The sequence below is a fragment of the Streptomyces sp. NPDC059679 genome (genome assembly GCF_042734105.1).
In the GTDB taxonomy this organism is placed as follows: Bacteria; Actinomycetota; Actinomycetes; order Streptomycetales; family Streptomycetaceae; genus Streptomyces.
This window is the reverse complement of the sequence record NZ_JBHWES010000006.1, coordinates 242,329-264,060: the sequence shown is the minus strand read 5'-3', so window position 1 is coordinate 264,060 and position 21,732 is coordinate 242,329. Positions and strand designations below refer to the sequence as shown.

Genomic DNA, 21,732 nt, shown 5'->3' with positions numbered 1-21,732 from the left:
ATGGGCGGATGAGAGGGTGGCAGGGGGCATGGGCAAAGAAAAAGTGTCCGTATCGGATCAGGATCTGACAAGCCTGATCAAAGACCTGGAGGGGATGCAGAGCTACGTCGAGACGAAGATCGAACGGCTGAACCTCCTGGTCGAGTCCGTCGACAAGGACTGGAAGGGGCCCGCGGCCACCGCCTACAAGAAGCTGCAGCGCGATGTGAGCATGGACGCGGTACGGATCAGGCAGATGCTGAACGCCGTCGAGGAGGCGACACAGGCACAGGGGGCGGACCCCGACCCCCGGTATCTGGACCTGCTGAAGCGGTTCCAGGCGCTCCAGAAGTCACCGGAGGGGCAGCATGGGCTGCACCCCCTGGGAGCCGCTGACGGCGACGACGATCCGGAGCCCGCGGCCTGACCCTCCCCGAGAGGCGCCCACCAAGGCCGGGCGCTCAGCGCATGTCGTCCGGCCGACCGCCCGTTGGGTCCGCTTCGAACTCCTCGAACTCCCCGGGCACCTCGGGCTCTTCGCACTCTCGGGGCTCTTCAAGCTCTTCGAACTCTCCGGGCTCTTCGAACTCTCCGGACTCTTCGAACTCTCCAGGTTCTTCGGGCTCTCCAGGCTCCTCAGGTTCTTCGGGCGCGGGGGTGAGTTCGCGGCCGACCAGGCGGTAGTAGCCGACCGCCTTGGCCATCCCCAGCGCTCCCGTCCCCGCGGCGACGAGAGCGAACCCCAGGGCGCGGGCGGAGCCGTCCGCGGCCGCCGCGGCCGTCGAGGCCGCACCGAAGCAGCACAGCACGAGGGACGGCAGCAGCCAGAAGAGGGCGCGGCCCGGGGAGTGCCACCGGGCCAGGGAGTCCCGGTCCCGCGCCGACCCGGCCCAGGCGCGCAGCCGTTCGCGCGCCTTCAGGTCGTCACGGACGCCGGAGCCCACGGCCAGCGTCGAGGGCACCACCAGCCCCACCGCCACGGCCAGGAAGAAGGCGCCCACCACGACGCTGACCAGGTCGTCCATCACCACATAGCGGCACCCCACCCAGATCGCCGCCCACCCCGTCGCGACCAGCCCCGCCGACAGCCACAGCAGCAGCGCCCGCCGCCGCGCCAGATACGACGGGACCAACTCCCGCAGCACCTCTGCCCGCTCGGCGAGGCGGTCGGCACGCCCGGCCGGCGGGGACGGTCTGCCCGAGGCGGGGTCGGGCGGGGACGGGAGGCTGGAGCCCGGCACGCGGCTCACACCTCGGGCGCGGAGGGCTCGACGGACACGGCCGACCCGACGGGCTCGACGGACACAGCCGGCTCCACAGACGCAGCCGATCCGACCGGACCGTCGTACGCGACCGACTCGAACCGCCAGCGGTGCACGGCCCGGCGCACCAAGTCCTCCCCGGGCTCGGGCAGTTCGGGCAGCTCGGCGTCGTACGGGGCGTCCCACCAGGTGATGACCAGCACGCGGTCCGCGGGGGCGCGGAAGGTCTCACGGCGCAGCGGCGCGGGGTCGAGCTCCTGGCGGCGGGCCCAGGACAGCAGCCGCTCGCCACCGCCGTCGACGGCCCGCGCCTCCCACATCAGGGCGACGGTCATGCGTAGAGGTTCTTCCGGCTCAGCTCGTGCACGTGATCGTGGTCATGTACGTGTTCGTGATCGTGGTCGTGTCCGGCGGGAGCCGGGACATGCGGATCGGTCACCGGCAGCGAGGAGTCCGCCGACAGGCCCCAGGACGACGCGGCCCGCCCGCGCGCCACCATCTCGGCGCCCAGTGCCGCGACCATCGCGCCGTTGTCCGTGCACAGCTTGGGCCTGGGCACGCGCAGCGTGATGCCCGCGTCCTCGCAGCGGCGCTCGGCCATCGCGCGCAGCCGGGAGTTGGCGGCCACGCCGCCGCCGATCATCAGGTGGTCGACGCCCTCGTCCCGGCAGGCGCGTACGGCCTTGCGGGTCAGCACGTCCACGACCGCCTCCTGGAAGGAGGCCGAGACATCGGCGACCGGAACGTCCTCGCCCGCCGCCCGCTTGGCTTCGATCCAGCGGGCCACGGCGGTCTTGAGGCCGGAGAAGGAGAAGTCGTACGCGGCGTCGCGCGGGCCGGTCAGCCCGCGCGGGAAGGCGATCGCGTCAGGATCGCCCTCGCGCGCGATGCGGTCGATGACCGGGCCGCCGGGGAAGCCGAGGTTCAGCACACGGGCGATCTTGTCGAACGCCTCGCCCGCCGCGTCGTCGATCGTCGAGCCGAGCGGGCGGACGTCGGAGGTGATGTCGGGCGCGAGGAGCAGCGAGGAGTGGCCTCCGCTCACCAGCAGGGCCATCGTCGGCTCGGGCAGCGGGCCGTGTTCCAGCTGGTCCACGCAGATGTGCGAGGCGAGGTGGTTGACGCCGTAGAGCGGCTTGCCCAGCGCGTACGCGTACGCCTTGGCGGCCGAGACGCCGACCAGCAGCGCGCCCGCGAGCCCGGGCCCGGCGGTGACCGCGATGCCGTCCAGGTCGGAGGGGGCGACCCCGGCCTCCTTCAGGGCGCGCTGGATGGTGGGGACCATCGCCTCCAGATGCGCCCGGCTGGCGACCTCGGGGACCACGCCGCCGAAGCGGGCGTGCTCGTCGACGCTGGAGGCGACGGCGTCGGCGAGGAGGGTGTGGCCGCGGACGATGCCGACGCCGGTCTCGTCGCAGGAGGTCTCGATGCCGAGTACGAGCGGTTCGTCAGCCATGGGTCTTCGTTCCTTGTACGGGGCCTGCTGGTACGGAGGACGGCGATACGGAAGCCGGACGCGGGCCGGCGGACGTCGGGGGCGCCGGATCGGTCAGGCGCATCACGAGCGCGTCGACGTTCCCGGGCTGGTAGTAGCCCTTGCGGATGCCGATGGGCTCGAAGCCGAAGCGCTCGTAGAGGCGCTGCGCGCGCACATTGTCGACGCGCACCTCCAGAAGCACCTCACGGCATTCGAAGGCGGTGGCGGCCGTGACGAGGTTCGTCAGCAGCCGGGCGCCGAGCCCGGTGCCCCAGTGGTCGCGGGCCGCGGCGATGGTCTGCACATCCCCGGTGCGGTCGACGGCGGCGAGCCCTGCGTAGCCGACCAGCCGTCCGCCCGTCTCGGCGACCACGTAGTGGCGGGTGGCGGCCGGGCCGCGCGCGTGGGCGAGCTCGGACCAGAACATGCCGGGCGACCAGGCGTCGTCGGGGAAGAGGTCCGCTTCGAGCCGGAGCACGGGCTCGATGTCCCACCAGCGCATCTCGCGGATGTGCACCACCGGGGTCTCCGGAGTCTGGGGTGTGCCGGGGGTCACCGGGGCGTGACCACCTTGTAGTTGGCGGGCACCTGGGCGTCGGGTCGGCGCAGATACAGCGGCCGGTTGGGCAGCAGCTCCGCGCCGCGCGCGAGCTGCTCGGCGGCCAGCGCCGCCAGCGCCCCCGCCGACTGGTGCTCGGGCATTCCGGCCGGTACGTCCCCGAAGGCGTCCGGGTAGAGCAGGGCGCCCGCGCCGACGGCCGGCACCCCGGCGACCCGCTCCCCGAGGTCCGCGGGCCGGTCGACGGCGGGCTCGGTCACGCGGGTGCGGGCGTCCTCGTACCGCGCCCAGTAGACCTCCTTGCGCCGCGCGTCCGTGGCCACCACGAAGGGACCGGTGAGGCCCGCCTGCCCGGCGGCGTACGCGATCCCGTCGAGCGTGCACAGCCCGTGCACGGGGATGTCGAGGGCCGCCCCGAAGGTGGCCGCCGTCACCAGGCCCACCCGCAGCCCGGTGTACGGTCCGGGCCCGACGCCCACGACCAGATCGGTCACCTCGCCGAGCGCGGCGCCCGCCTCGGCGAGCACCCGGTCGACGGCGGGCAGCAGCAGCTCGCCGTGGCGCCGCGCGTCGGTCTGACGCGATTCGGCGAGGACGGCGGTGCCGTCGTGCAGGGCGACGGTGACGGCGGGGGTAGCGGTGTCAAGCGCGAGCAACAGCACGAGGACAGCCTACGGCGGCCGTACGGGAGCGGGAGCACGGGCGGGAGCGCACGACCGTGGCGCGGACGGAGCACGAGCCAGAGCGCGCACGACACTGCGCACCCGCGCGCCGGTGCTACGGTCGGCTTGCCCCCTGTCCTCACGGCCACCGCGGTCCTCGCGGCCCGGCCCGCGACGACAGGGAGATCCGGACCTGAGGAGAGGGTGGCAAGCCGTGCCAAGGAGCAGCACCGGGACCGTCGTGGCAGCGCTCACCGCCGCCGCACTCGGCGGCGTCGGCGTCCTCACCTACCAGGCCGCGGCCACCGCTCCGGACCGCCCCGCCCACTCCCGGCACGACTCACAGGCGGGCGATTCCAAGTCCAAGCCGAAGGACAAGGGCAAGGGCAAGGACGGCGGGAAGAAGTCCACCGCGCTGCCGGGCGACTCCGGCACCGGGCTGCGCGTGGTGTACGCGCTGGAGGACCGGCGGGTGTGGCTGGTGGGCGCCAATGAGCAGCCGACCCGCACCTTCGAGGTGTCCCCCAGCACGGCGAGCCCGAGCCCGGGGACGTACGAGGTCACCTCGCGGGTGCCGAGCACGATCGGCTCGGACGGGGTACAGATCGAACACGTCGTCGTCTTCGACACGGAAGACGGAGTCGTCTTCGGCTTCAGCGCGGCGGTCGACGGCTCGGCCCCCGACACGAGCGCGGCGAAGAAGACCGGCGGCATCCGGGAGAGCCGCGCGGACGCCACGGCGATGTGGGAGTTCGCACCGGCCGGCACGAAGGTCGTCGTCATCGCCTGACCCGTCGCACCCCGTACCCAAAAGGGCTACGCCGCGTGGCGCCGCCGCTCGTCCTCCCCCTCGCACGCGGAGTCCTCCGCGGACTCCCCGGACCCGGGTCCGGCCGGCTCCCCGCGCGGCGCCGCGCCCGGCGAAGTGGACACCGGCGGAGTGGACACCGCGGTCGCCGCCGCGCAGGCCGCCAGCAGCTCCCTCATCGTCGGGGGCCGGTCATCGCGCCGACCTGCCTCGGCAGCGGGCTCTTGGGACGGCATGGATGCCTCCTGAGGGTCCTGGGGCAGTCGATCAGGCACAGCAGGCGGCCAACTTAGGCACACCTAACCTGCCCTCCCTTCCCATGTGACCACGGGGGATGCCCCTCGCGCAACATTTTGCCGACGGCCTGTCGGAATCTTGTCGCCGCCCGGACCCAAGCCCGGCTCGAACCTCAGCCCGCCAGCGACGCCAGGTCCTCACCGGCCCAGCGCGGCCCGACCCCGGTCACCACCACACCCCGTACGTCCTCGGGCGCGGCCGCGGCGTCGTCCCCGACCGCCCGCTCGATGACGACGTGCAGCCGGTCCTCCGAAAGCCCCTCGACCTTCCCCTCGCCCCACTCCACCGCGATCACCGAGTCCGGCAGCGATACGTCGAGGTCCAGGTCCTCCATGTCGTCCAGGCCGCCGCCCAGCCGGTAGGCGTCCACGTGCACCAGCGGCGGGCCGTCGCCCAGCGGCGGGTGGACGCGCGCGATCACGAACGTCGGCGAGGTGACCGCCCCGCGCACCCCGAGACCTTCCCCCAGACCGCGCGTCAGCGTCGTCTTGCCCGCGCCCAGCTCACCGGTGAGCAGCACCAGATCGCCTGGGCGCAGCAGTTTGGCGAGCCTGCGCCCCAGGTCCCGCATCTGCTCGGGGGAGGTGACGGTGATGCGCTGGGCAGCGGCGTACGGGTCGTCGGCGTGCGGGTTGTCCATACCGGCCGATGTTACGGCTCGGACCCGGGCCCTGGCCGGAGTCGCCTACCCCGGCATGGGGCGGCCACCGGGCGCCGGGCCGGCTACCTGGCGCCCGCGGGGCGGTTATCCGCGCGCCGAGCGCCGCCGGCCGCTCCCGCTCCCGCCGGACGCGGCCCGCGGGGCGTCCGTGCCGACCGCCTGCGCCAGCAGGTCGATCAGATGTCCGTTCACCACTTCGGGGTGCTCCAGCATCACCAGGTGCCCGCCCTCCTCGACGATCACCAGACTCGCGCCGGGCAGCACCTCCGCGATGGCCTCGCTGTGCTCCATCGGGGTGATGAGGTCCTTGTCGCCCGCCAGCACCAGCACCGGCAACCCGTCGAAGACCGGCAGCGCCTCCGCCTTGTCGTGCTCGACGAAGGCCGGGTAGAACTCCGCGACCACATCGATCGGCGTCGCCTCGATCAGCCGCTCCGCGAACCGCGCGACCCCCGGGTCCACATCCTTCGACCCGAACGAATAGCGCTTGATCACGCCCGCGAACAGATCGGCCGTGGCCCGACGCCCCCGCTCGACCAGCTCCGCCTGCCAGCCCAGCGCCTTGAGCAGGCCCGGCAGCAGCCGCCGCACCGCGTTCACCCCGACCACCGGCAGGCCGAAGCTGACCTCGCTGAGCTTGCCCGACGACGTGCCCACGAACGCCGCGCCGATCACCCGCTCCCGCACCAGCTCCGGGTACTGCGCGGCCAGCGCCATCATCGTCATGCCGCCCATGGAGTGCCCCACCAGCACCACCGGCCCCTCGGGCGCGGCCGCCTCGATCACGGCCTTCAGATCGCGGCCGAGCTGGTCGATGGTGACCTGCGTGCCGTCCGTCTGGGCGCGGCCGCGCGCGGACCTGCCGTGGCAGCGCTGGTCCCAGTAGACGGCGCGGACCTCCCCGCGCAGCACCGCCCGCTGGAAGTGCCAGGAGTCCTGGGCCAGGCAGTAGCCATGGCTGAAAATCACCGTGACCGGGGCGGGGGTGCGCCGCCCGAACAGCCGCTTGCGGCGCGCCGGCGCCTGCGTCTGTATCTCCTCGATTTCGTAGTGCAGCTCGGTGCCGTCGTCGGCGATCGCCGTGCCGACGACGCCGCGCAGCGTGCCGAAAGGGCCCGCGGCGTCCAGCTCAAGACGCGCCTTGCGCCGTACGCCGCGGCCCACGGTCAGCCGCTCAAGACCGACGCCCACGGCGGCGCCGGCCGCGACGACGCCGATCGCGACGCCCGCGAATCCCGCGCCACGCCGCCACCCCACGGCCGTTGCCCCCGCCGCCACCCGTGCCGCCGTCTCTGCCGTGCTGTCGCCTTCCATGGTCAGTTCCCTGTGCCCTCAGCCCGACCGACATAAACGCGTGGCACACGCGCCGAGATCCGGGTGACGATCTCGTACGCGATCGACCCGACCGCCCGCGCCCAGTCCTCCGCGGTCGGCTCGCCCCGGTCACCGGGCCCGAACAGCACCGCCTCGTCCCCCGGCGCCGCGGCGTCCCCGCCGAGGTCCACCACGAACTGGTCCATCGCCACCGTGCCCGCGACCGTCCGCCACTTTCCCGCGACCAGGACCGGACCGGTCCCCGAGGCGTGCCGCGGAATCCCGTCCGCGTAGCCCACCGGCACCAGCGCGAGTGTGGTCGGGCCGGGGGTGATGTAGCGGTGCCCGTACGACACGCCGTGTCCGCCCGGCACCCGCTTCACCGAGGCCAGCGAGGCGACGAGCGTCATCACCGGCCGCAACCCGAAGTCGCCCGGATGGCCGACCTCGGGGCTCGGCGAGATCCCGTACATCGCGATCCCGGTCCGTACGAGGTCGAAATGCGACTCGGGCAGGGTCAGCGTCGCCGGCGAGTTGGCGATATGCCGCACCTCCGGGCGCAGCCCCGCCTGCTCCGCCTGCGCCAGCAGCGTCCGGAACGCCTCCAGCTGCGCGGCGATCGAGGGGTGCCCCGGCTCGTCCGCGCAGGCGAAATGCGACCACACGCCGGTCACCGTGACCGTGCCCGCCGCCTCTGCGGCGCGCGCGGCGGCGACGAGTTCCGGCCAGTCCTCGGGCGGGCAGCCGTTGCGGCCGAGCCCGGTGTCCGCCTTCAGCTGGACGCGCGCGGTACGGCCGCACTCCCGGGCCGCGGCCACGGCCTCCCGCAGCGCCCACACCCCGCTCAGCGACACGTCGACATCCGCCTCGATCGCCTCCCGCCACGGGCCGCCCGGCGTCCACAGCCAGCACAGCAACCGGCCCGTGTCGCCCGCGGCGCGCAGCGCCAGCGCCTCCTCGGGCGTGGCCGTGCCCAGCCAGCTCGCACCCGCCTCGCGCGCGGCGCGCGCACACGGCACCGCGCCGTGGCCGTAGGCGTCCGACTTGACCACGGCCATCAGCCCGGCCCCGGGCGCCGCGGCGCGCAGCGCGCGCACATTGGCCCGCAGGGCGGCCAGGTCGACCACGGCACGGGCACGCATCGGTGTCTCGTTCATCAGCGCCAGTCTCTCAGGCCCGCGGCGCCCGGCGGGTGTGGGCAGGGTCCGGGAAACTGGTCGCCATGAGGATTGCGTACAGCGTCGAGACCGTACGGGCCGCGGAGCGGGACTTGATGGCGCGGCTGCCCCAAGGAGCGCTCATGCAGCGCGCGGCCGCGGGCCTGGCAGCCGCCTGCGCGGGGCTGCTGGGCCGCGTCTACGGGGCCCGGGTGGCCCTCCTGATCGGCAGCGGCGACAACGGCGGCGACGCCCTGTACGCCGGGGCCCGCCTCGCCCGCCGCGGGGCCGGGGTGACGGCCGTACTGCTGGCGCCGGATCGCGCCCACGCGGGCGGGGCGCGGGCGCTGCGCGACGCGGGCGGCCGCGTACTCCCCGCGGACGACTCTTCCGCCGAAAGGATCCTGTCCCAGGCAGACCTGGTCCTGGACGGAATCGTAGGCATCGGCGGCAAGGGCGGTCTGCGCCCCGACGCCGAACGCCTGACCCGGGCCGTACGCGGCACCGTGGTCGCCGTCGACCTGCCCAGCGGCGTGGACGCCGACACCGGCGAGGTACGCGGCCCCGCCGTACGCGCCGACGCGACCGTCACCTTCGGCACCTACAAGCCCGGCCTGCTCATCGACCCCGCCCATGAACACGCGGGCGCGCTGCGCCTGATCGACATCGGCCTGGCCCCCCACCTGCCGCCAGTCCCCGACGCCGAGGCCCTGCAACACGGCGATATCGCGGCCCTCCTCCCCCGCCCCGACGCGGAGAGCGACAAGTACCGCCGCGGCGTCGTCGGCGTCGTGGCCGGCTCGGCCCGCTACCCGGGCGCCGCCGTCCTCGCCGTCGCGGGCGCTCTGCGCGGCGGGGCGGGCGCGGTCCGCTATGTCGGCCCGGCGGCCGAGGCGGTCATCGCCCGCTTCCCCGAAACCCTCGTCCACTCCGGCCCGCCCCACAAGGCGGGCCGCGTCCAGGCATGGGTGGTCGGCCCCGGCCTCGGCGACGACGCGACCGCCCGCAAGTCCCTCGACGACGTCCTCGCCTCCGACGTCCCCGTCCTCGTCGACGCCGACGGCCTCCGCCTCCTCCCGCCCGGCGACCTGCGCTCCCGCAACGCCGCCACGATCCTCACCCCGCACGCCGGGGAGGCCGCGGCGCTGCTCGGCGTCCCGCGCGAGGAGGTCGAGCAGACCCGCCTGGCCTCCGTCCGCGCCCTCGCCGAGCGCTACGGCGCGACGGTCCTCCTCAAGGGCTCCACCACGCTCGTCTGCTCCGGCCCTGGCTCCGGCCCCGTACGCGTCAACCCCACCGGCACCGGCTGGCTCGCCACGGCAGGCAGCGGCGACGTCCTCTCCGGCCTCACCGGCTCCCTCCTCGCCACCGGCCTCGCCCCCCACGACGCCGCCTCCACCGGCGCCTACCTCCACGGCCTGGCCGCCCGCCACGCCACGGGGCCCGCTGGCGCGCCCATCGCGGCGTACGACGTGGCGACGGCGCTGCCGGAGGTCTGGCGGAACGTGCTGCTGGGCTGACGGTGGCCGCCGGGCCAGACGGCAGTGCGGCAGGCGCGTCGCCGACCTCGGTGTGGGGTCGAACCGACCAGATGAGGCCATCTTGACCGTTTTGGCCCGTGGGGCAACGTGTGCCTCATAGCGTTGCCCATGGAACGAAGTCGGGTCGGCGAAGGGAAGGCGCGCGTGGCGGTGCAGGACGGGGAGTACCGGATGTGGGCGGCTCTGGCCCGGCGGGATGATCTGCCGGACGCTGCCCATGGCGCGATCATCCATGGGCTGTTGCCCGAGGACGGCGCCTTCGCGTCTTCGTCGTGGCAGCATGGTGTGTTCAAGGAGATGCTGCCGTCGTTGTTCGCCCGAGTGGCGGACCAGGGGCTTCGCGACAGGCTGATCGCGGCTGGGACCAGCGGGCAGATCGCCGGGCTGATACACCGGAACGTACTCGGCCCGGACGATGTACCGGGCGTGCTGCGGCACCATCGGGTCACCGACGAGCTCATCGCGGCCCTGGCGCGGCATGAGACTCACCGCGAGGTGGTACTCGACCTGGTCAAGGAACTGCGGCTGGGTGACCTGGTGACGGCCGCTATGTCGTGCGAGCTTCTCGACTTCGAGGAGCTGGACCAGATCCCGCGGGTGCCGAGCTGGCTGCTCGATGCCCTGGTGCGACACGGGCTGAACCTGGTGACCGCTCGCCTGAACGCCTTCGGAACCAGCGGCGACCGGCGGAGCAGCAAATACGGGAGGCCCGCGGCGTGGCCCAGCTATGAAGCGTGCCACCTCGTGCTGGAACGGTGCCCCGACGAGTGGCCCACGCTGGTTGAGGACACGGTGAACGGCCAAGCGATGCGACACATCCTCCTGGATTGTGTAAAGACCGAGGAGATCAGTGACGAGATCCTGGCGTCTTGTGTACCCGCGCTGTGCCTGCCGGAGTGGGCCACACTGACGCAGCCTGGCACGGATCACCGGGGGCGGCTGCGGCACATGGCCCGGCGTGTGGCCGCTCACCCGCGACTGCGCGAGATGGCCGCGGAGCAGTTGAAGGATGCGGCAGACCAGTGCGTCGGTGAGGGCCGACTGCTTCATCCCGCGAAGGTGAAGCGCTACAAGCCGTACGCACTGACGTCGCTGGCCGCCGATCTGGCGCTGACCAGCGGCGACTCCGGGCAACTGGCAAAGCTGTGCACGCTGGTCAGCCGTCTGCCCGAGCCCATAGCCGTCCAGCGGCGCTACACCGACCACGACGAGGATGGCCCGATCCGGCCGAAACTGCTCCTGAGCAGTGACTCCCGTATCAGCACGCTCGCCGCGCTCGCCCGTAATCCTCACCTCGAACAGAGCCTGGTAACCGGTCTTCTGGGACGCCTTCATCCCGTCGAGGTGCAGTGGCTGCTGGCCTACGACAAGGAGGTTCCGGCGTGGCTCCGCCAGGCGGCGACCAAGCACGCCGCCTCCCTCCCCCCGTGGGAAGTACCCCGCATCCTGTCCGATACCGAGCTCGACACCTGTGCGGACCCTCAGGCCGTCATGCAGGGCTGGCTTGACACCATCAGGAACCACAGCGGCTGCTTCTACGACCAGGTCGAGTACGCCATCCTCGCCTCCCGTCACCGGACCGATGCCCTGGTGCGCCAGTTGCCGGCCGACATCGTTCTCAGTAACTACCAAGTTCCGGTGGCGTCGGAAGCTCTGTTGCGTACATGCGGGAGTGATCCGACCCGCTGGCAGACCATGGCGGAGATGCTGGCTACGTCACGGCTCGACCACTCGGAAACTTTCGGGCAGTTCATCGACCGCTTCCATGCCGAATGTGACGGCGCATAGCCGGTCAGGCCGCTCTAGCTCGCTATGGACTTGTTGAACGAGTACGGTCAGCCAACAGAAGCGACCGCTTAGGATCAGTCGCATGGACGCTCTCGGACCTCGTGATCCTGAACTCATAGGCATTTACGTCCTGCTAGGGCGACTGGGAGCGGGCGGCATGGGGCAGGTGTATCTTGGCCGTTCCCCGGGTGGTCGCCTAGTGGCGATCAAGGTGATCCGGGACGAGATTGTCGATCACCCTGGCGCGCTCGACCGGTTCCGGCGCGAGGTTGAGACAGTGCGGGCGGTACGCAGTGCCTACACCACAAGCCTGATCGACGCAGCCTTGGATGCGGCTCCCTACTGGCTGGCAACCGAGTACGTGTCAGGTCCGACCCTGGGCAAGGCGGTCGGCGCGCGGGGCCCTTTGCCGTTGGAAACCTGTCGCAATGTGTTTGCCGCCTTGGCGGAGGGGCTTGCAGCGGTCCATGGGTATGGCGTTACTCATCGGGACCTCAAGCCGCAGAACGTGATCCTGTCGGCCCAGGGCCCCCAGCTCATCGACTTCGGTATCGCGCGCGGGATCGGGCAGACCGCGCTTACCGAGACGGGATATGCGCCGGGAACGCCCGGTTTCACCGCCCCCGAAGTGCTGCTGCGTAATGAGGTAGGGCCGGCAGCGGACGTCTTCGCGCTCGGCGCCACCATGGCATACGCCGCTACCGGACGGCCTCCGTTCGGCAGTGGCGAGGCAACTGGCGTCAGTTACCGCGCGGTTCACGAGGACATTGACGTGGCCGGTCTGGACACACCGCTTGCGGAGCTGATCCAGGCGTGTGTGGCCAAAGACCCAACCGCGCGACCGGCGCTGCAGGACGTCGTTGCACGCTGCTCCGTGCGGTCGGCCTTGGCAGAAGACCCTACCTACGCCGCCCTCGTCGCCCTCGCAGAGCCGATACCCCAGGCCCCGCCAGCATGGCCCTCGGAAGGCAGGCTACCGACGGCTCCCGGTTTCGGCTCGGCTGATGCCGTCACGCAGACTGGCCTTTCGCCAGTACCACCGCCGTACCCGTACACCCCGACTCAGATATCCGCGCCACGGGCCCCGAAGCGGCGCGCCTGGTTATGGGGTACGTCCGCTGGTCTTGGTGGCGCAGCGCTGGCTGTCGTGACGGTGCTCCTCGTCCAGGGGTTGGCTGATGGTGATCGCGGCGGGGAAGCCGCAGAGAGAAAAAGCGACGGCAGGAAGGCACCAACGAGTCCGACGGGCGAGTCCGCCAAGACACCGGCGAAGCAGGGAGCGCCAGCCTATATTGACAGCGACGTGGACATCTCGCGCGATTACTGGACCGCCGACCCATCCAAGTGGGCGGGCGGGGAATGCAATCTGCCGTCCGAGGAGCGGCACGATGGGGACCTTCTGACCTCCATCGGTCCGGACCCGAAGACCGGCAGGGTGAGCATTACGTTCCGGGACAAGTATGCGCAGGAGACCGGCCGGAAATATTACCTTTCCGTCGCTGTAAAGCCCCCACACGAGATTGACTCGGACACCGAGAAGCCCTATGACTTCGGCGACGGTCCCGCTCAGCAGAATCTTAATTTGGGCTACACCAGCAAGCCTGTTGATCTATACAGCCTGCCCGGTTCATCAGGCGAGGCACAGCTGATCTACCCGGACGACTTCACCGAGTGGGTCAGCGGCAAGAAAAAGGCGGCAGAAGGCATCCCCCTGAGCAATGATCCGGGCGACTGGACGGTGCAGTTCATACATGCGGAGAACCCCAGGAAATACGCAAGCATCTTCTGCACAGGTTTCACCTGGAAGTGACACCTACGACGTGACCACGGCCCTGCCGGAGGTGTGGCGGGACCTGCTGGGCTGAGCACTTTGGGTACGGGCGTGGGGGTGGTGCGCCTGCTCTTCGCGTACGCGTCACCCCTCCTTCTCCCGCCGTCACGCGGCTACCCATCCGCCCGTAGGCCGAGGACCATCACGTCATGCAGGTTGGCGCCGTCCCACGGGTGCGACTCCCCCACCTTGCGGTACCCCCACGACCGGTACGCGGCCTGAGCGGCCTCGACGTCCGGCCGTGCGTTGAGCAGCACACGTTCTGCGGTGGTGTCGGCCAGGACCGCCTCATGCAGTCGACGGGCCACGCCCAAGCGGCGCCACGGGGCGCGTACGGCGAGCTCCATCAGCCCGAACGTCCGCCGCCCGTTCTCGCGGCGCAGCTCGTCGCTCACCGGTGTGGTCAGCCGGTCCCACCAGCCGGTGCTCGAGCTGAGCGGGTAGCCATAGGCGATGCCCACAGGTTCACCGCCAATGGTGCGGGCGAGGGCTCCCCGAAAGGTCGCCCTACGGACCTGTGAGCGGAACCCCCGGAAGCTCGCGTCGATCGAGTCCGGAGTCTCCTCGTACGGCTCTTCCGCCAAGACCTCGGCATAAACGAGCCTGAACTCCGCCTCGGCCTGCGCGGCAGCCGGGCCGTCCATGCGCTCGACAACGATCGTCTCCGACTCGGTCATGAACAGCCTCCTCGTGTGGCCTCGCATATGCGAGCGGGCAGTCCTACGGGCGGCAGATCAGGATCCCACCGAGACAGGTGATGCGGAACGAACCCTTCGTGGCAATGGCAGCGGTGACGAGGTCCCGGGCTCTGGCCACGGTTTCCTCGAAGGGAACACCGCACTGTTCGGCCCAGGCTTCGTACGAGGCTAGGTGGGCGACAACCGGGGCCGGATCGGAGACCTCGATGGTCCCGGGAAGCTTCAGCACCCTGATGGCGCTGAACGCGGCCCCGAGGAGGCCGGGGGCCTTCTCCAGCGAGAAGCGTGAGCTGAGGGAGACCCGGTCAGGCCCCTCGGCGACGCCCAGAACATCGCCCGCCGCCCGCTGCCACAGCTGGTCAAGCTCTCGCTTGTCGGTGCGGCTGTTGGTGGATGCGATCACCACACCACCCGGCCGGAGGACTCGTGCCAGCTCCTGCACCGTGGCCGGAATGTCCCCCACGTGGTACAGCATGTGCATAGCGAGAACCGCGTCAACCGTCTCGTCCGCGAGCGGCAGTGCCTGGGCGTCCGCTACAAGGACCGGCCTCTCGACGTCGCCAAGGATCCCCTCCGAGACATCCATGCCCACCACACGCAGGTCCGGGCGGTCCTTGTGTAGCCTGCCTACATACTTCCCGTTGCCGCAGCCGACATCGACAACGGTCCCGGAGATGCCCGTCAGTTCCTCCACGACGATCCCTGGCAGGTCGTACCGGGGCTGCTGCCACTGATAGATGGATTGCCGCGCTGCCAAGTGACGCCCATCCGAGTAGGCGCTGCGCGCGAGCAGCTTCCTGTCGGCTACGGCCGCGTCCTGCTGTTCCGTGTTGGTCATCACTTGTCCGACTCCGGAGAGTTCGTAAGGGCGGGGCGAGAGCAGGCTTCCCTGACATTCTCGCGAAGGTCAAGAACCATCGGCGAGCCCGCGTAAACGGGCTCCGAGAGGCGGGCGCTCACCGCCAGAAGCCGTTTGGAAATACTCGCCGTACGCCGGCCAGGCTCCATTTCGAGCACAGTGATCAACTTGTCCCGGAGGCCATCAATGTCGCCGTTGGCCAGGTGCGCGGTGGCAAGATCGAGACGGGCCGCCTGGATGTCGCCGGACGACTGGTCCTCCTGTGGCGCGGACTCGTACAGAACGATGGCGCGAGAGGACGCCTCAATAGCGCGGCCCACATGTCGGCCTCCGAGGGCCAGCAGGGTTGTCCCGGCGTAGGTCCACTGCTTGGCTTCGGGGAAGGTGAAGACGCCGGGAAGCTCAACACCCGAGGCGTAAGCGCTTCGGGCATCCTTCGCGGCTTCCACCGCTCGTAACGCGCTCGCTCTGTCCCCCAACGCTGCGATGGCACGGGCTTCGAGGCTCAGCAGACGGGCCCCGATCGTGCCGCCACCAGCGTATGGCATCCCGGCCCTGGCCAGCTCCGCAGCCTGACGGTAATCCTGCCGCCAGTAGGCGATCAGCGACTGCATGGACCTGACCCAGGCTCGGAGCCCGTTGTGGCCTGCGGACTCGGCGCACCGCCAGACGGTACGAGAGTGGGTCGCCGCTGCCGCGTACTGGCCGAGGTCGAGGGCTATATGGGCCGCCAAGCCACTGAGACGGCCAGCTGCCAGGTACAGGTGCGCGGACTGGTGGGGATGCTGACGCCCGTGCAGCAGATCGAAAACCGATCGCCGCAGCGTGCCAATCTCCTGAAAGACCTCGGACAGAGGCTTGCTGACGTAATCACTTGCCAGCCGGATGACATCGGTATCGAGCTGCTCCAACAGGGTGTCGTCCACATTGGACGCACTGGCGAAGTGGAGGAACAGGACTGACTCTGCCGAGTCGGCTGCGACAGCTTCCACGATCGGGCGGGTGTCACGAAACGGCTGTGGGGCTGGGCCGGTCAATGCGCGGCCGGCGACGGTTCGGGACGTCGCCGGGATTGCTTGGGGCCCCTGCGAACCTGATAGAAGGCGATCTAGTTGATCAAGGGAGACCCTCAAGGCGTCCGCGATTTTGGGCCGCATCCAGGGCTGCGGGGTGCCTCTTCCAGTCTCCCAGCGGCCCACGGTGGTGCGGTCCACCTGGAGGACTTCGGCCAGGGACTCCTGGGTGTGGCCGACGGCTTCCCTGCGCTGGATGAACTGGTGCCTCCTGCCTGACATTCCCGTCCTCCCCTGATGCTCAGGCTCTTTCATCACGTAACGATCCAGGCCACGCGTTGGTTTGCAGCACGGGTGCCTCACGACTGCATCAATTCTTCTCTGGCGCCGGGCCGGTTGGGAGCGGTTCCGTATAGACCTGCCGGGCGTTCAGGGCTCGGCATCGACTCTGGTCATAGATGGGTCCGGTCGGCCGCTGCCGGTTGAGGTGCAGCCGCGGAGTCATGCCTGATGAAAGGTCCTGATGCATGCCCGAGATCCCCTTCTGCCGTACCGCCCCGAGCATCGCCTCGGGCACTCAGACGGTGGCCATCCGAGTCGACGACCGCACGGCGCTGCCAGCCCCGGATACGTTCCACGTCGAAGACGGCGAGAACGCGGTAAGCGACGCCCGGGACCGGATTGTGGCTGTCGCCCTCACATGGGGAGTGCCACTGAGCCCCGCCGCCCTGAGCAATGTGAAGCTCTGCGCGTCCGAGATCATCACTAACGCGCTGACCCACGCGGGTGGCAAGTGCAGGATCACCACCGGATGGACTGGCCACCATCTGCGTGTCGCCGTCACCGACCGTTCTCTGCAATTGCCAGTGGTGACCGCTCCCCACCTTGACAGCGAATCCGGTCGCGGGCTCGCCATCGTAGAGGCGCTGGCCTACTCATGGGGCTGGGAACCGGATGATCTGGGCAAGGTTGTCCACTTCCGCATCGCCGCCGACGCCGCACCGAGCGGCGGCAAGCGCTTATGGGTGCTCTCCAGCACACCCAGGGGCCTCCCGCGTCCGCAAGCCGAAAGACAGCTCACCGGCATGGGGCGCGCCAAGAGCTGCCCGTCCACCTCGCATAGTGGCCAGCCGTGGCTCGTCAGTCCGCCTCATGACCATCAAGTAGGTGTCCATCCTCTTCGCCCCCAGTGACTCCCGCCTTCTATGGAGGTCGTCGTGCACACCGCTCACGTTCCGCTCGCTGCTTCCGAAGTCGACTGGACGGCCTTACGAAACTTCGCTGCCCTTCGCGGTCAGTTGCGCGTGTCCTTCGGTCCGCGCTGCAACATCGCTTGCTGGTTCTGCCACAACGAAGGTGATGTGCCACCCCCTTTGACCCGCGTGGATCGTTCGCGACAGCCCCGCCCCCGAGGTCTCGGCGTAGATGGATATCTCACGCTGATCACCGCCCTGATGGAGGCGGGATTGAAGCGTGTCTACTTCACCGGCGGTGAACCTCTGGCCTCGCCCCTGGCCCGACCCGTTCTGGAACAGCTCCCCAAGCCTGGCCCGGACGTCTCGTACACGCTGATCACCAACGGCACTGGCGTCCGAACACATCGGTCATGGCTGTCCAAGACTCCCTTGGACAAGGTAAAGGTGTCCCTCCACTACTTCTCCGACGAGTCCTTGCGCGCCATCGCCGGGACGCGCATCGGGATCAACACAGTCCTCGACGGCATCGAAGTCGCCCGGGAGATCTTCGAGCGGGTCGAGCTGAACACTCTCCTTCAGAAAGAAAATGCTCACGAGGTCCGCCAGATCCTTGACTTCGCTCTGGAGAGGCGGATGCCGGTGCAGTTCATCGAACTCGTCGGCACCGACTTCAACAAAGGTCGGGCTTCTTCCGCCGTATCGGCCGAAGAAATCATTGCGTATCTGCGCTCACTCACCAGCGACGAACACACCGAGGTGGCCGGCGTCGGGCAGGGCCGCCGTGTCTTCCGTGTCGATGGCGTCGAGGTCGACGTGATCCACCGGAACCTGGGGCGCCATCACGTGGGCCAGTGCGGGAGCTGCCCGCTCCGAGCCAAGTGCGTCGAGGGCTTCTGGGCCCTGCGCATTGACCACGACGGGGGCGTCCAGCCCTGTCTTCTGCGCGAGGACCTGCGTATGGAGGCGAAGGACCTCCTGGCCGATCGGGCACTGTTCGCCGAAGCCGTCGCCAGGCACATCACATCGTTCACCGAGGGGACCCTATGAGCCTGCCCCGGGCCTACCTGCCCATTGAGGTCGAAGGTCCCCGAGGCTCGCTCGTCGTCCTTGAAGGCGTCTCCGGGATCGGCAAATCGACGCTCGCGGAGGCACTGACCCAGCGACTCCGCGCAACCGGGCTGCACACCCTGCCCCTCCCGCATTCCGGCTGGTCGTCTGCGGTGAATTCGCGGCTGCGCTCCCTGCCACAGTTCGCCTTCTACCTCTCTGGCGTCCTTCACGCCTCCGACTCGATCCGCCTTGGGCGGTCGCTCGGCCCTGTGGTCGCCGATCGCTACGTCTCATCGGTGATCGCGTGTCACGCCGCCGTTCACGAAGTCGAGGTAGAGGCGGTCACCGAACTCTTGGCTCCGTTCCGCCCCTATCTGGAGATCCCCACCCACACCTTCTACCTGCACTGCTCGGAGTCGGCGCTGCGGCAGCGCATGGAAGGCAAGCAGGACATGAAGCGGGACGACACAGACCTCGTCGCCGTCCCCGGCCGCTTGGCGCGGCTGCTGGCGAACTTCGAGAAAGTGGCCGCCTCCGATTCCTCGGCCGTCCTGGTCGATACCGACAACAGGACTCCCGATGACCTCGCCGACTGGATCAGCGCTCACTTGGAGGCCCAGGATGCTTAACCCCATCGACACAGCAGCCGTCATCCGCGACGGCGGCGCGATCGGCTGCTTCCCTGGCGAAATCCATGAAGGTGTCGCCTGGTGGGTAGGCGCCTGCCTCGTGGTCGCCACCCAGGCTCATCGCATCGTCGTTGGCTACGACGGGTGTGCGACCAGCGCCGTGTTCTATCGACGCTTTTGCCGGGGCGCCGTCAATGCCCAGCACTTCGCCTGCGCCGTCACGGACCTTCGTGTCGCCACCGAGGCCATATTGGTCCAGACCACGCAAGAGCTAGGGGCCGTACCGGGCGCCCTGGTGACCACCACCGTCGACGACGGCGTGGAGCAGGTGAAGATCGCCCTGTATGACGGCGAAGGGCATCCGCTCGGTGAGGAAACCGGGCTGGCCCGCATTCGCCACATGATCGCTGGGGACCGTGTCCCGATCCCCGTCAACGAGCAGGCCAAGGGCCGAGTGGAGCTCTACCCCTGGCAGTCAGCCCCGGAAGGAGCAACAGAGTGATCGACGCGGCCGAGATCATCCAAACCGGCACCGGCATCCTGTTCATCACCCTCGACTCGTTGCGCTACGACGTAGCCCGGACTGCGCTCGAAGACGGACTCACCCCACGCCTGGCAAGCCTGCTGCCAGAAGGAGGCTGGGAGCGTCGGCACACTCCCGGGAGCTTCACTCTCCCCGCCCACATGGCGTTCTTCTCCGGCTTCCTGCCCAAACTCCCGCAGCCGGAGCAGCCGCCCCGCCTGTGGGAATGCCGCCCACCGGCCTTCAAGAAAGTCCCCGATGAGACGTTCGTCTTCGAGGCGCCCAACCTCCTCATCGGCCTCGCTGAATACGGTTATCGAAGCGTCTGCGTAGGCGGCGTCACCTACTTCTCGCGGGAGACACCGCTCGGTTCCGTCCTTCCCGACATGTTCGATGAGGATCACTGGCGGCCTGAGTTCTGCTCGCCCGAGATCGACTCGACCCGCCATCAAGTCGGCCAAGCCCTGGAGATCGCCGACAGGTACAACGGCCGCCCGCTGTACCTCTTCGTCAATGTCTCAGCCACCCACGTCCCCCACGGGCACTACATCGGCGACAGCAGAGACAGCCACGCATCACAGCGCGCCGCGCTCGCATATGCGGACGAGCACCTTTGGCGCTTGATAACGACTCTGACGGCGAAGCAGCGCTGGCTGATCATCATGTGTGCCGACCACGGCGATGCCTTCGGCGACGACGGGTTTCACGGCCGGGGGATTGCCCATCCCGTCGTCATGAATGTGCCGTACGCGGCGATGGTGCGCTGATGGTCGCTACTCTCGCCAGGCATGAACGACGACACTCAAGCCCTCGGGCCGGTCCGCGACGCTTCCGTCGTGGTCGCCCGCGATGCGGACGACATGGTGGCCGTCCTGACCGCCGACTTCCCCCGCCATGGCGGGGAGTACCTGTTCCTGCCAGGTGGGCGCAGAGAAGACGGCGAGACAACGGAAGAGTGCGCGCGCCGCGAACTGCGGGAGGAGGCGGGCATCACCGCTCAGCAGTGGCGTTCACTGGGCTCTTACGCCATCACCCTGGAATCGACTGCGCGCGTGCACCTCTTCGAGGCCCGAGACCTCACCTGCGGGCCGCAGGCACTCACCCCCACCGAGGAAGGCTTCAAGCTGTCCTGGTGGCCGATGGGTGACGCCATCCACGCGGCAGCGGAAGGTCGGTTTCTCCTTCCCGCCGGCCCCTTGGCACTGCTTCTCGCCAATAGAGCGGCGCCTTGAGATCGCATCTACGTGTCCGCCCATGCAATGAGCACCCGCGACCGGCAAGGCAGTCACGATTCCCGATGTCCAGTCAGGCGAAGGTCACGTAGCCACCCTCTTCGTCGATGCGGACGTGCCAGTCCCGCCACTCGAAGTCGTCGTCATCGTCGTGGCACGACCACGAGAGCTCCTGGCAGCGGCAGCCGGTGTTCTGGCCGACCTTGGCGGTGAAGAGCTCCGGGATCCGGTCGCATCGTGCCATTGGTCGGTGATAAGCGCTCCAAACCTTTAGTGCGAAGGCGTCGTAGACCTGTCGGGCTGTGACCACGCCCGTCAGAGGCCGGGAGGTGTACTGGTAGTCCGTGTTGCCGAAACCCCACGGCTCCACCTTCGTAATCTCCACCAGCCATTGCACCTTCATCCCCTCGTACGTGATGGTGCAGCGGGTGGTGGACCCGACGCTCCCGGCGACGTCGCCGTAGCACCGGCCGGGATCGGTCTTGCCGACTCGTTTGCCATGCGCAGGGTCTTCTGCCGCAGGTGGCGGAGCACCTGATCGGTGACAGAACCTTCCCTTATGGGCTTTGGCACGGCCTTCTCGAGCTGGGCGTACGTCAGCCCCTCGGGCTGCTTCTGGCTCGGCTGTATCTTGACGGGCCGTTCCTTGCCCCTGATCGCCGAGGGCTCTGTGCGCTGGTCCCAACACTCTCCCCCGTTGTCGGCACAGCCAGCAGTCAGCACTGCGGCAGCGGCCACAGCCAGGATCAGTGAACGGTTCATGCCATTGTTGTACTGGGCCATGCCGGGGAACGGTCCCAGTGCGGATGCGGCAGGCTTGTGGCCCTTGCACGGTCTTGGGACGGATGCCCGGCGGCAGCACCGACGCCCGGGGGGCGTAGGGGCTTGCCCTACGCGCTCAACGGGCGCGGGTCACCCGATTTTCTCGGCGATGGCCATGAGATCGGGGTGCAACCGGCTCCTGGCGTCGAAAAGTTCGACGCCCAGAAGCCGTCCCTGTGCGTCGAAATCGAGGACTGCGGTCATGTTGTCCCCAGCGATTTCCTGACGGACGGCTTCGCCTGGACCGATCTCCTCGACAAGGTAGATGTACGCCATGTTCGCCTTGGCGTCGTATGTGACTCGCATTGCCTCCCCCTCGTTCGCCCACCCGCAACGCCGATCCGGTGATCCGTTGGGTTCGCTGTCCGAGTCGT

24 protein-coding genes and 2 pseudogenes are annotated in these 21,732 nt (G+C 69.5%); 11 read left to right on the top strand and 15 right to left on the bottom strand.

Annotation, left to right across the window (positions count from 1 at the left end):
* The first annotated feature begins 28 nt into the window (after positions 1-28).
* Positions 29-406 carry a WXG100 family type VII secretion target gene (locus ACFV2X_RS10545; protein ID WP_385613974.1) on the top strand — a complete coding sequence of 126 codons (378 nt, stop codon included), beginning with the start codon at positions 29-31 and terminating at the stop codon, positions 404-406.
* Positions 407-440: 34 nt separating this feature from the next.
* Here the strand turns inward: ACFV2X_RS10545 and ACFV2X_RS10540 are convergent, their stop codons facing one another.
* The 5 genes and pseudogenes from ACFV2X_RS10540 to tsaB all read right to left on the bottom strand — a co-directional run bounded on the left by ACFV2X_RS10540 (position 441) and on the right by tsaB (position 3,939).
* Positions 441-1,220, bottom strand: a complete 780-nt coding sequence (locus ACFV2X_RS10540; RefSeq protein ID WP_385613972.1) for a hypothetical protein — start codon at positions 1,218-1,220, stop codon at positions 441-443.
* A gap of 110 nt (positions 1,221-1,330) precedes the next feature.
* Positions 1,331-1,576, bottom strand: a pseudogene (locus ACFV2X_RS10535) (hypothetical protein); the annotation flags it as partial.
* On the bottom strand, positions 1,573-2,697 hold the full coding sequence (tsaD, locus tag ACFV2X_RS10530; RefSeq protein ID WP_385613969.1) for a tRNA (adenosine(37)-N6)-threonylcarbamoyltransferase complex transferase subunit TsaD: 1,125 nt from the start codon (positions 2,695-2,697) through the stop codon (positions 1,573-1,575). The gene tsaD and the pseudogene ACFV2X_RS10535, both read right to left, overlap by 4 nt.
* Complete coding sequence (rimI, locus tag ACFV2X_RS10525; RefSeq protein ID WP_385614024.1) at positions 2,690-3,220, bottom strand: ribosomal protein S18-alanine N-acetyltransferase; 531 nt, start codon at positions 3,218-3,220, stop codon at positions 2,690-2,692. The genes tsaD and rimI overlap by 8 nt, the downstream gene beginning before the upstream one ends.
* Positions 3,221-3,270: 50 nt before the next feature.
* Positions 3,271-3,939, bottom strand: a complete 669-nt coding sequence (gene tsaB, locus ACFV2X_RS10520; RefSeq protein ID WP_385613967.1) for a tRNA (adenosine(37)-N6)-threonylcarbamoyltransferase complex dimerization subunit type 1 TsaB — start codon at positions 3,937-3,939, stop codon at positions 3,271-3,273.
* A 214-nt stretch (positions 3,940-4,153) separates the two neighbouring features.
* On the opposite strand from tsaB, the gene ACFV2X_RS10515 reads away from it, so the two are divergent.
* Entirely contained in the window at positions 4,154-4,729 is a 576-nt protein-coding gene (locus tag ACFV2X_RS10515) for a hypothetical protein (RefSeq protein ID WP_385613964.1), read from the top strand.
* 26 nt (positions 4,730-4,755) lie between these two features.
* Here ACFV2X_RS10515 and ACFV2X_RS10510 read toward each other — a convergent pair whose 3' ends face one another.
* The 4 genes from ACFV2X_RS10510 to alr form a co-directional block, all read right to left on the bottom strand.
* A complete protein-coding gene (locus ACFV2X_RS10510; RefSeq protein ID WP_385613963.1) occupies positions 4,756-4,983 on the bottom strand; it encodes a hypothetical protein in 228 nt (75 codons plus the stop codon).
* Between the two features lie 173 nt (positions 4,984-5,156).
* Positions 5,157-5,684: a tRNA (adenosine(37)-N6)-threonylcarbamoyltransferase complex ATPase subunit type 1 TsaE gene (gene tsaE / locus ACFV2X_RS10505; RefSeq protein WP_385613962.1), complete on the bottom strand. Its 528-nt coding sequence runs from the start codon at positions 5,682-5,684 to the stop codon at positions 5,157-5,159.
* A 105-nt stretch (positions 5,685-5,789) separates the two neighbouring features.
* Complete coding sequence (locus ACFV2X_RS10500; protein WP_385613959.1) at positions 5,790-7,019, bottom strand: alpha/beta fold hydrolase; 1,230 nt, start codon at positions 7,017-7,019, stop codon at positions 5,790-5,792.
* 2 nt (positions 7,020-7,021) lie between these two features.
* Positions 7,022-8,176, bottom strand: a complete 1,155-nt coding sequence (alr, locus tag ACFV2X_RS10495; protein ID WP_385613957.1) for an alanine racemase — start codon at positions 8,174-8,176, stop codon at positions 7,022-7,024.
* Positions 8,177-8,241: 65 nt separating this feature from the next.
* On the opposite strand from alr, the gene ACFV2X_RS10490 reads away from it, so the two are divergent.
* From ACFV2X_RS10490 to ACFV2X_RS10480, 3 genes are all read left to right on the top strand, one after another.
* The gene (locus ACFV2X_RS10490; RefSeq protein ID WP_385613954.1) at positions 8,242-9,696 is read left to right on the top strand and encodes an NAD(P)H-hydrate dehydratase; all 1,455 of its coding nucleotides are present in this window, start codon (positions 8,242-8,244) and stop codon (positions 9,694-9,696) included.
* A gap of 165 nt (positions 9,697-9,861) precedes the next feature.
* On the top strand, positions 9,862-11,505 hold the full coding sequence (locus ACFV2X_RS10485; protein ID WP_385613953.1) for a hypothetical protein: 1,644 nt from the start codon (positions 9,862-9,864) through the stop codon (positions 11,503-11,505).
* An 82-nt stretch (positions 11,506-11,587) separates the two neighbouring features.
* A complete protein-coding gene (locus ACFV2X_RS10480; protein ID WP_385613951.1) occupies positions 11,588-13,315 on the top strand; it encodes a serine/threonine-protein kinase in 1,728 nt (575 codons plus the stop codon).
* Positions 13,316-13,449: 134 nt separating this feature from the next.
* Here ACFV2X_RS10480 and ACFV2X_RS10475 read toward each other — a convergent pair whose 3' ends face one another.
* The 4 genes and pseudogenes from ACFV2X_RS10475 to ACFV2X_RS10460 all read right to left on the bottom strand — a co-directional run.
* A complete protein-coding gene (locus ACFV2X_RS10475; RefSeq protein WP_385613949.1) occupies positions 13,450-14,013 on the bottom strand; it encodes a GNAT family N-acetyltransferase in 564 nt (187 codons plus the stop codon).
* A 43-nt stretch (positions 14,014-14,056) separates the two neighbouring features.
* Positions 14,057-14,872, bottom strand: a complete 816-nt coding sequence (locus ACFV2X_RS10470) for a class I SAM-dependent methyltransferase (RefSeq protein ID WP_385613947.1) — start codon at positions 14,870-14,872, stop codon at positions 14,057-14,059.
* Positions 14,872-15,885: an XRE family transcriptional regulator gene (locus ACFV2X_RS10465; RefSeq protein WP_385614027.1), complete on the bottom strand. Its 1,014-nt coding sequence runs from the start codon at positions 15,883-15,885 to the stop codon at positions 14,872-14,874. Before ACFV2X_RS10465 ends, ACFV2X_RS10470 begins: the two co-directional genes overlap by 1 nt.
* 120 nt (positions 15,886-16,005) lie before the next feature.
* Positions 16,006-16,188: pseudogene (locus ACFV2X_RS10460) on the bottom strand (helix-turn-helix transcriptional regulator); the annotation flags it as partial.
* Between the two features lie 245 nt (positions 16,189-16,433).
* Between ACFV2X_RS10460 and ACFV2X_RS10455 the strand changes: the two are divergent.
* The 6 genes from ACFV2X_RS10455 to ACFV2X_RS10430 are packed head-to-tail and all read left to right on the top strand — an operon-like array spanning position 16,434 to position 20,536.
* The gene (locus tag ACFV2X_RS10455) at positions 16,434-17,099 is read left to right on the top strand and encodes an ATP-binding protein (protein ID WP_385613945.1); all 666 of its coding nucleotides are present in this window, start codon (positions 16,434-16,436) and stop codon (positions 17,097-17,099) included.
* 24 nt (positions 17,100-17,123) lie between these two features.
* Positions 17,124-18,149, top strand: coding sequence for a radical SAM protein (locus ACFV2X_RS10450; RefSeq protein WP_385613942.1), 1,026 nt, complete (start codon positions 17,124-17,126; stop codon positions 18,147-18,149).
* Entirely contained in the window at positions 18,146-18,781 is a 636-nt protein-coding gene (locus ACFV2X_RS10445; RefSeq protein WP_385613941.1) for a thymidylate kinase, read from the top strand. Before ACFV2X_RS10450 ends, ACFV2X_RS10445 begins: the two co-directional genes overlap by 4 nt.
* Complete coding sequence (locus tag ACFV2X_RS10440; protein WP_385613938.1) at positions 18,774-19,283, top strand: hypothetical protein; 510 nt, start codon at positions 18,774-18,776, stop codon at positions 19,281-19,283. The genes ACFV2X_RS10445 and ACFV2X_RS10440 overlap by 8 nt, the downstream gene beginning before the upstream one ends.
* Positions 19,280-20,071 carry an STM4013/SEN3800 family hydrolase gene (locus tag ACFV2X_RS10435; RefSeq protein ID WP_385613936.1) on the top strand — a complete coding sequence of 264 codons (792 nt, stop codon included), beginning with the start codon at positions 19,280-19,282 and terminating at the stop codon, positions 20,069-20,071. Before ACFV2X_RS10440 ends, ACFV2X_RS10435 begins: the two co-directional genes overlap by 4 nt.
* 21 nt (positions 20,072-20,092) lie before the next feature.
* On the top strand, positions 20,093-20,536 hold the full coding sequence (locus tag ACFV2X_RS10430) for an NUDIX hydrolase (protein WP_385613933.1): 444 nt from the start codon (positions 20,093-20,095) through the stop codon (positions 20,534-20,536).
* A gap of 73 nt (positions 20,537-20,609) precedes the next feature.
* Here ACFV2X_RS10430 and ACFV2X_RS10425 read toward each other — a convergent pair whose 3' ends face one another.
* Together ACFV2X_RS10425 and ACFV2X_RS10420 are read right to left on the bottom strand one after the other, a co-directional pair.
* The gene (locus ACFV2X_RS10425) at positions 20,610-20,780 is read right to left on the bottom strand and encodes a hypothetical protein (RefSeq protein ID WP_385613930.1); all 171 of its coding nucleotides are present in this window, start codon (positions 20,778-20,780) and stop codon (positions 20,610-20,612) included.
* A 668-nt stretch (positions 20,781-21,448) separates the two neighbouring features.
* Positions 21,449-21,664 carry a DUF2283 domain-containing protein gene (locus ACFV2X_RS10420; RefSeq protein ID WP_385613928.1) on the bottom strand — a complete coding sequence of 72 codons (216 nt, stop codon included), beginning with the start codon at positions 21,662-21,664 and terminating at the stop codon, positions 21,449-21,451.
* Positions 21,665-21,732: the final 68 nt, after the last annotated feature.

Coding starts and splice junctions, on each gene's coding strand:
- ACFV2X_RS10545 (WP_385613974.1), top strand. CDS start 29: ATGGGCAAAGAAAAAGTGTCCGTATCGGATCAGGATCTGACAAGCCTG.
- tsaD (WP_385613969.1), bottom strand. CDS start 2,697: ATGGCTGACGAACCGCTCGTACTCGGCATCGAGACCTCCTGCGACGAG.
- rimI (WP_385614024.1), bottom strand. CDS start 3,220: ATGCGCTGGTGGGACATCGAGCCCGTGCTCCGGCTCGAAGCGGACCTC.
- ACFV2X_RS10510 (WP_385613963.1), bottom strand. CDS start 4,983: ATGCCGTCCCAAGAGCCCGCTGCCGAGGCAGGTCGGCGCGATGACCGG.
- tsaE (WP_385613962.1), bottom strand. CDS start 5,684: ATGGACAACCCGCACGCCGACGACCCGTACGCCGCTGCCCAGCGCATC.
- ACFV2X_RS10500 (WP_385613959.1), bottom strand. CDS start 7,019: ATGGAAGGCGACAGCACGGCAGAGACGGCGGCACGGGTGGCGGCGGGG.
- alr (WP_385613957.1), bottom strand. CDS start 8,176: ATGAACGAGACACCGATGCGTGCCCGTGCCGTGGTCGACCTGGCCGCC.
- ACFV2X_RS10490 (WP_385613954.1), top strand. CDS start 8,242: ATGAGGATTGCGTACAGCGTCGAGACCGTACGGGCCGCGGAGCGGGAC.
- ACFV2X_RS10480 (WP_385613951.1), top strand. CDS start 11,588: ATGGACGCTCTCGGACCTCGTGATCCTGAACTCATAGGCATTTACGTC.
- ACFV2X_RS10475 (WP_385613949.1), bottom strand. CDS start 14,013: ATGACCGAGTCGGAGACGATCGTTGTCGAGCGCATGGACGGCCCGGCT.
- ACFV2X_RS10470 (WP_385613947.1), bottom strand. CDS start 14,872: ATGACCAACACGGAACAGCAGGACGCGGCCGTAGCCGACAGGAAGCTG.
- ACFV2X_RS10455 (WP_385613945.1), top strand. CDS start 16,434: ATGCCCGAGATCCCCTTCTGCCGTACCGCCCCGAGCATCGCCTCGGGC.
- ACFV2X_RS10445 (WP_385613941.1), top strand. CDS start 18,146: ATGAGCCTGCCCCGGGCCTACCTGCCCATTGAGGTCGAAGGTCCCCGA.
- ACFV2X_RS10440 (WP_385613938.1), top strand. CDS start 18,774: ATGCTTAACCCCATCGACACAGCAGCCGTCATCCGCGACGGCGGCGCG.
- ACFV2X_RS10430 (WP_385613933.1), top strand. CDS start 20,093: ATGAACGACGACACTCAAGCCCTCGGGCCGGTCCGCGACGCTTCCGTC.
- ACFV2X_RS10425 (WP_385613930.1), bottom strand. CDS start 20,780: ATGGCACGATGCGACCGGATCCCGGAGCTCTTCACCGCCAAGGTCGGC.
- ACFV2X_RS10420 (WP_385613928.1), bottom strand. CDS start 21,664: ATGCGAGTCACATACGACGCCAAGGCGAACATGGCGTACATCTACCTT.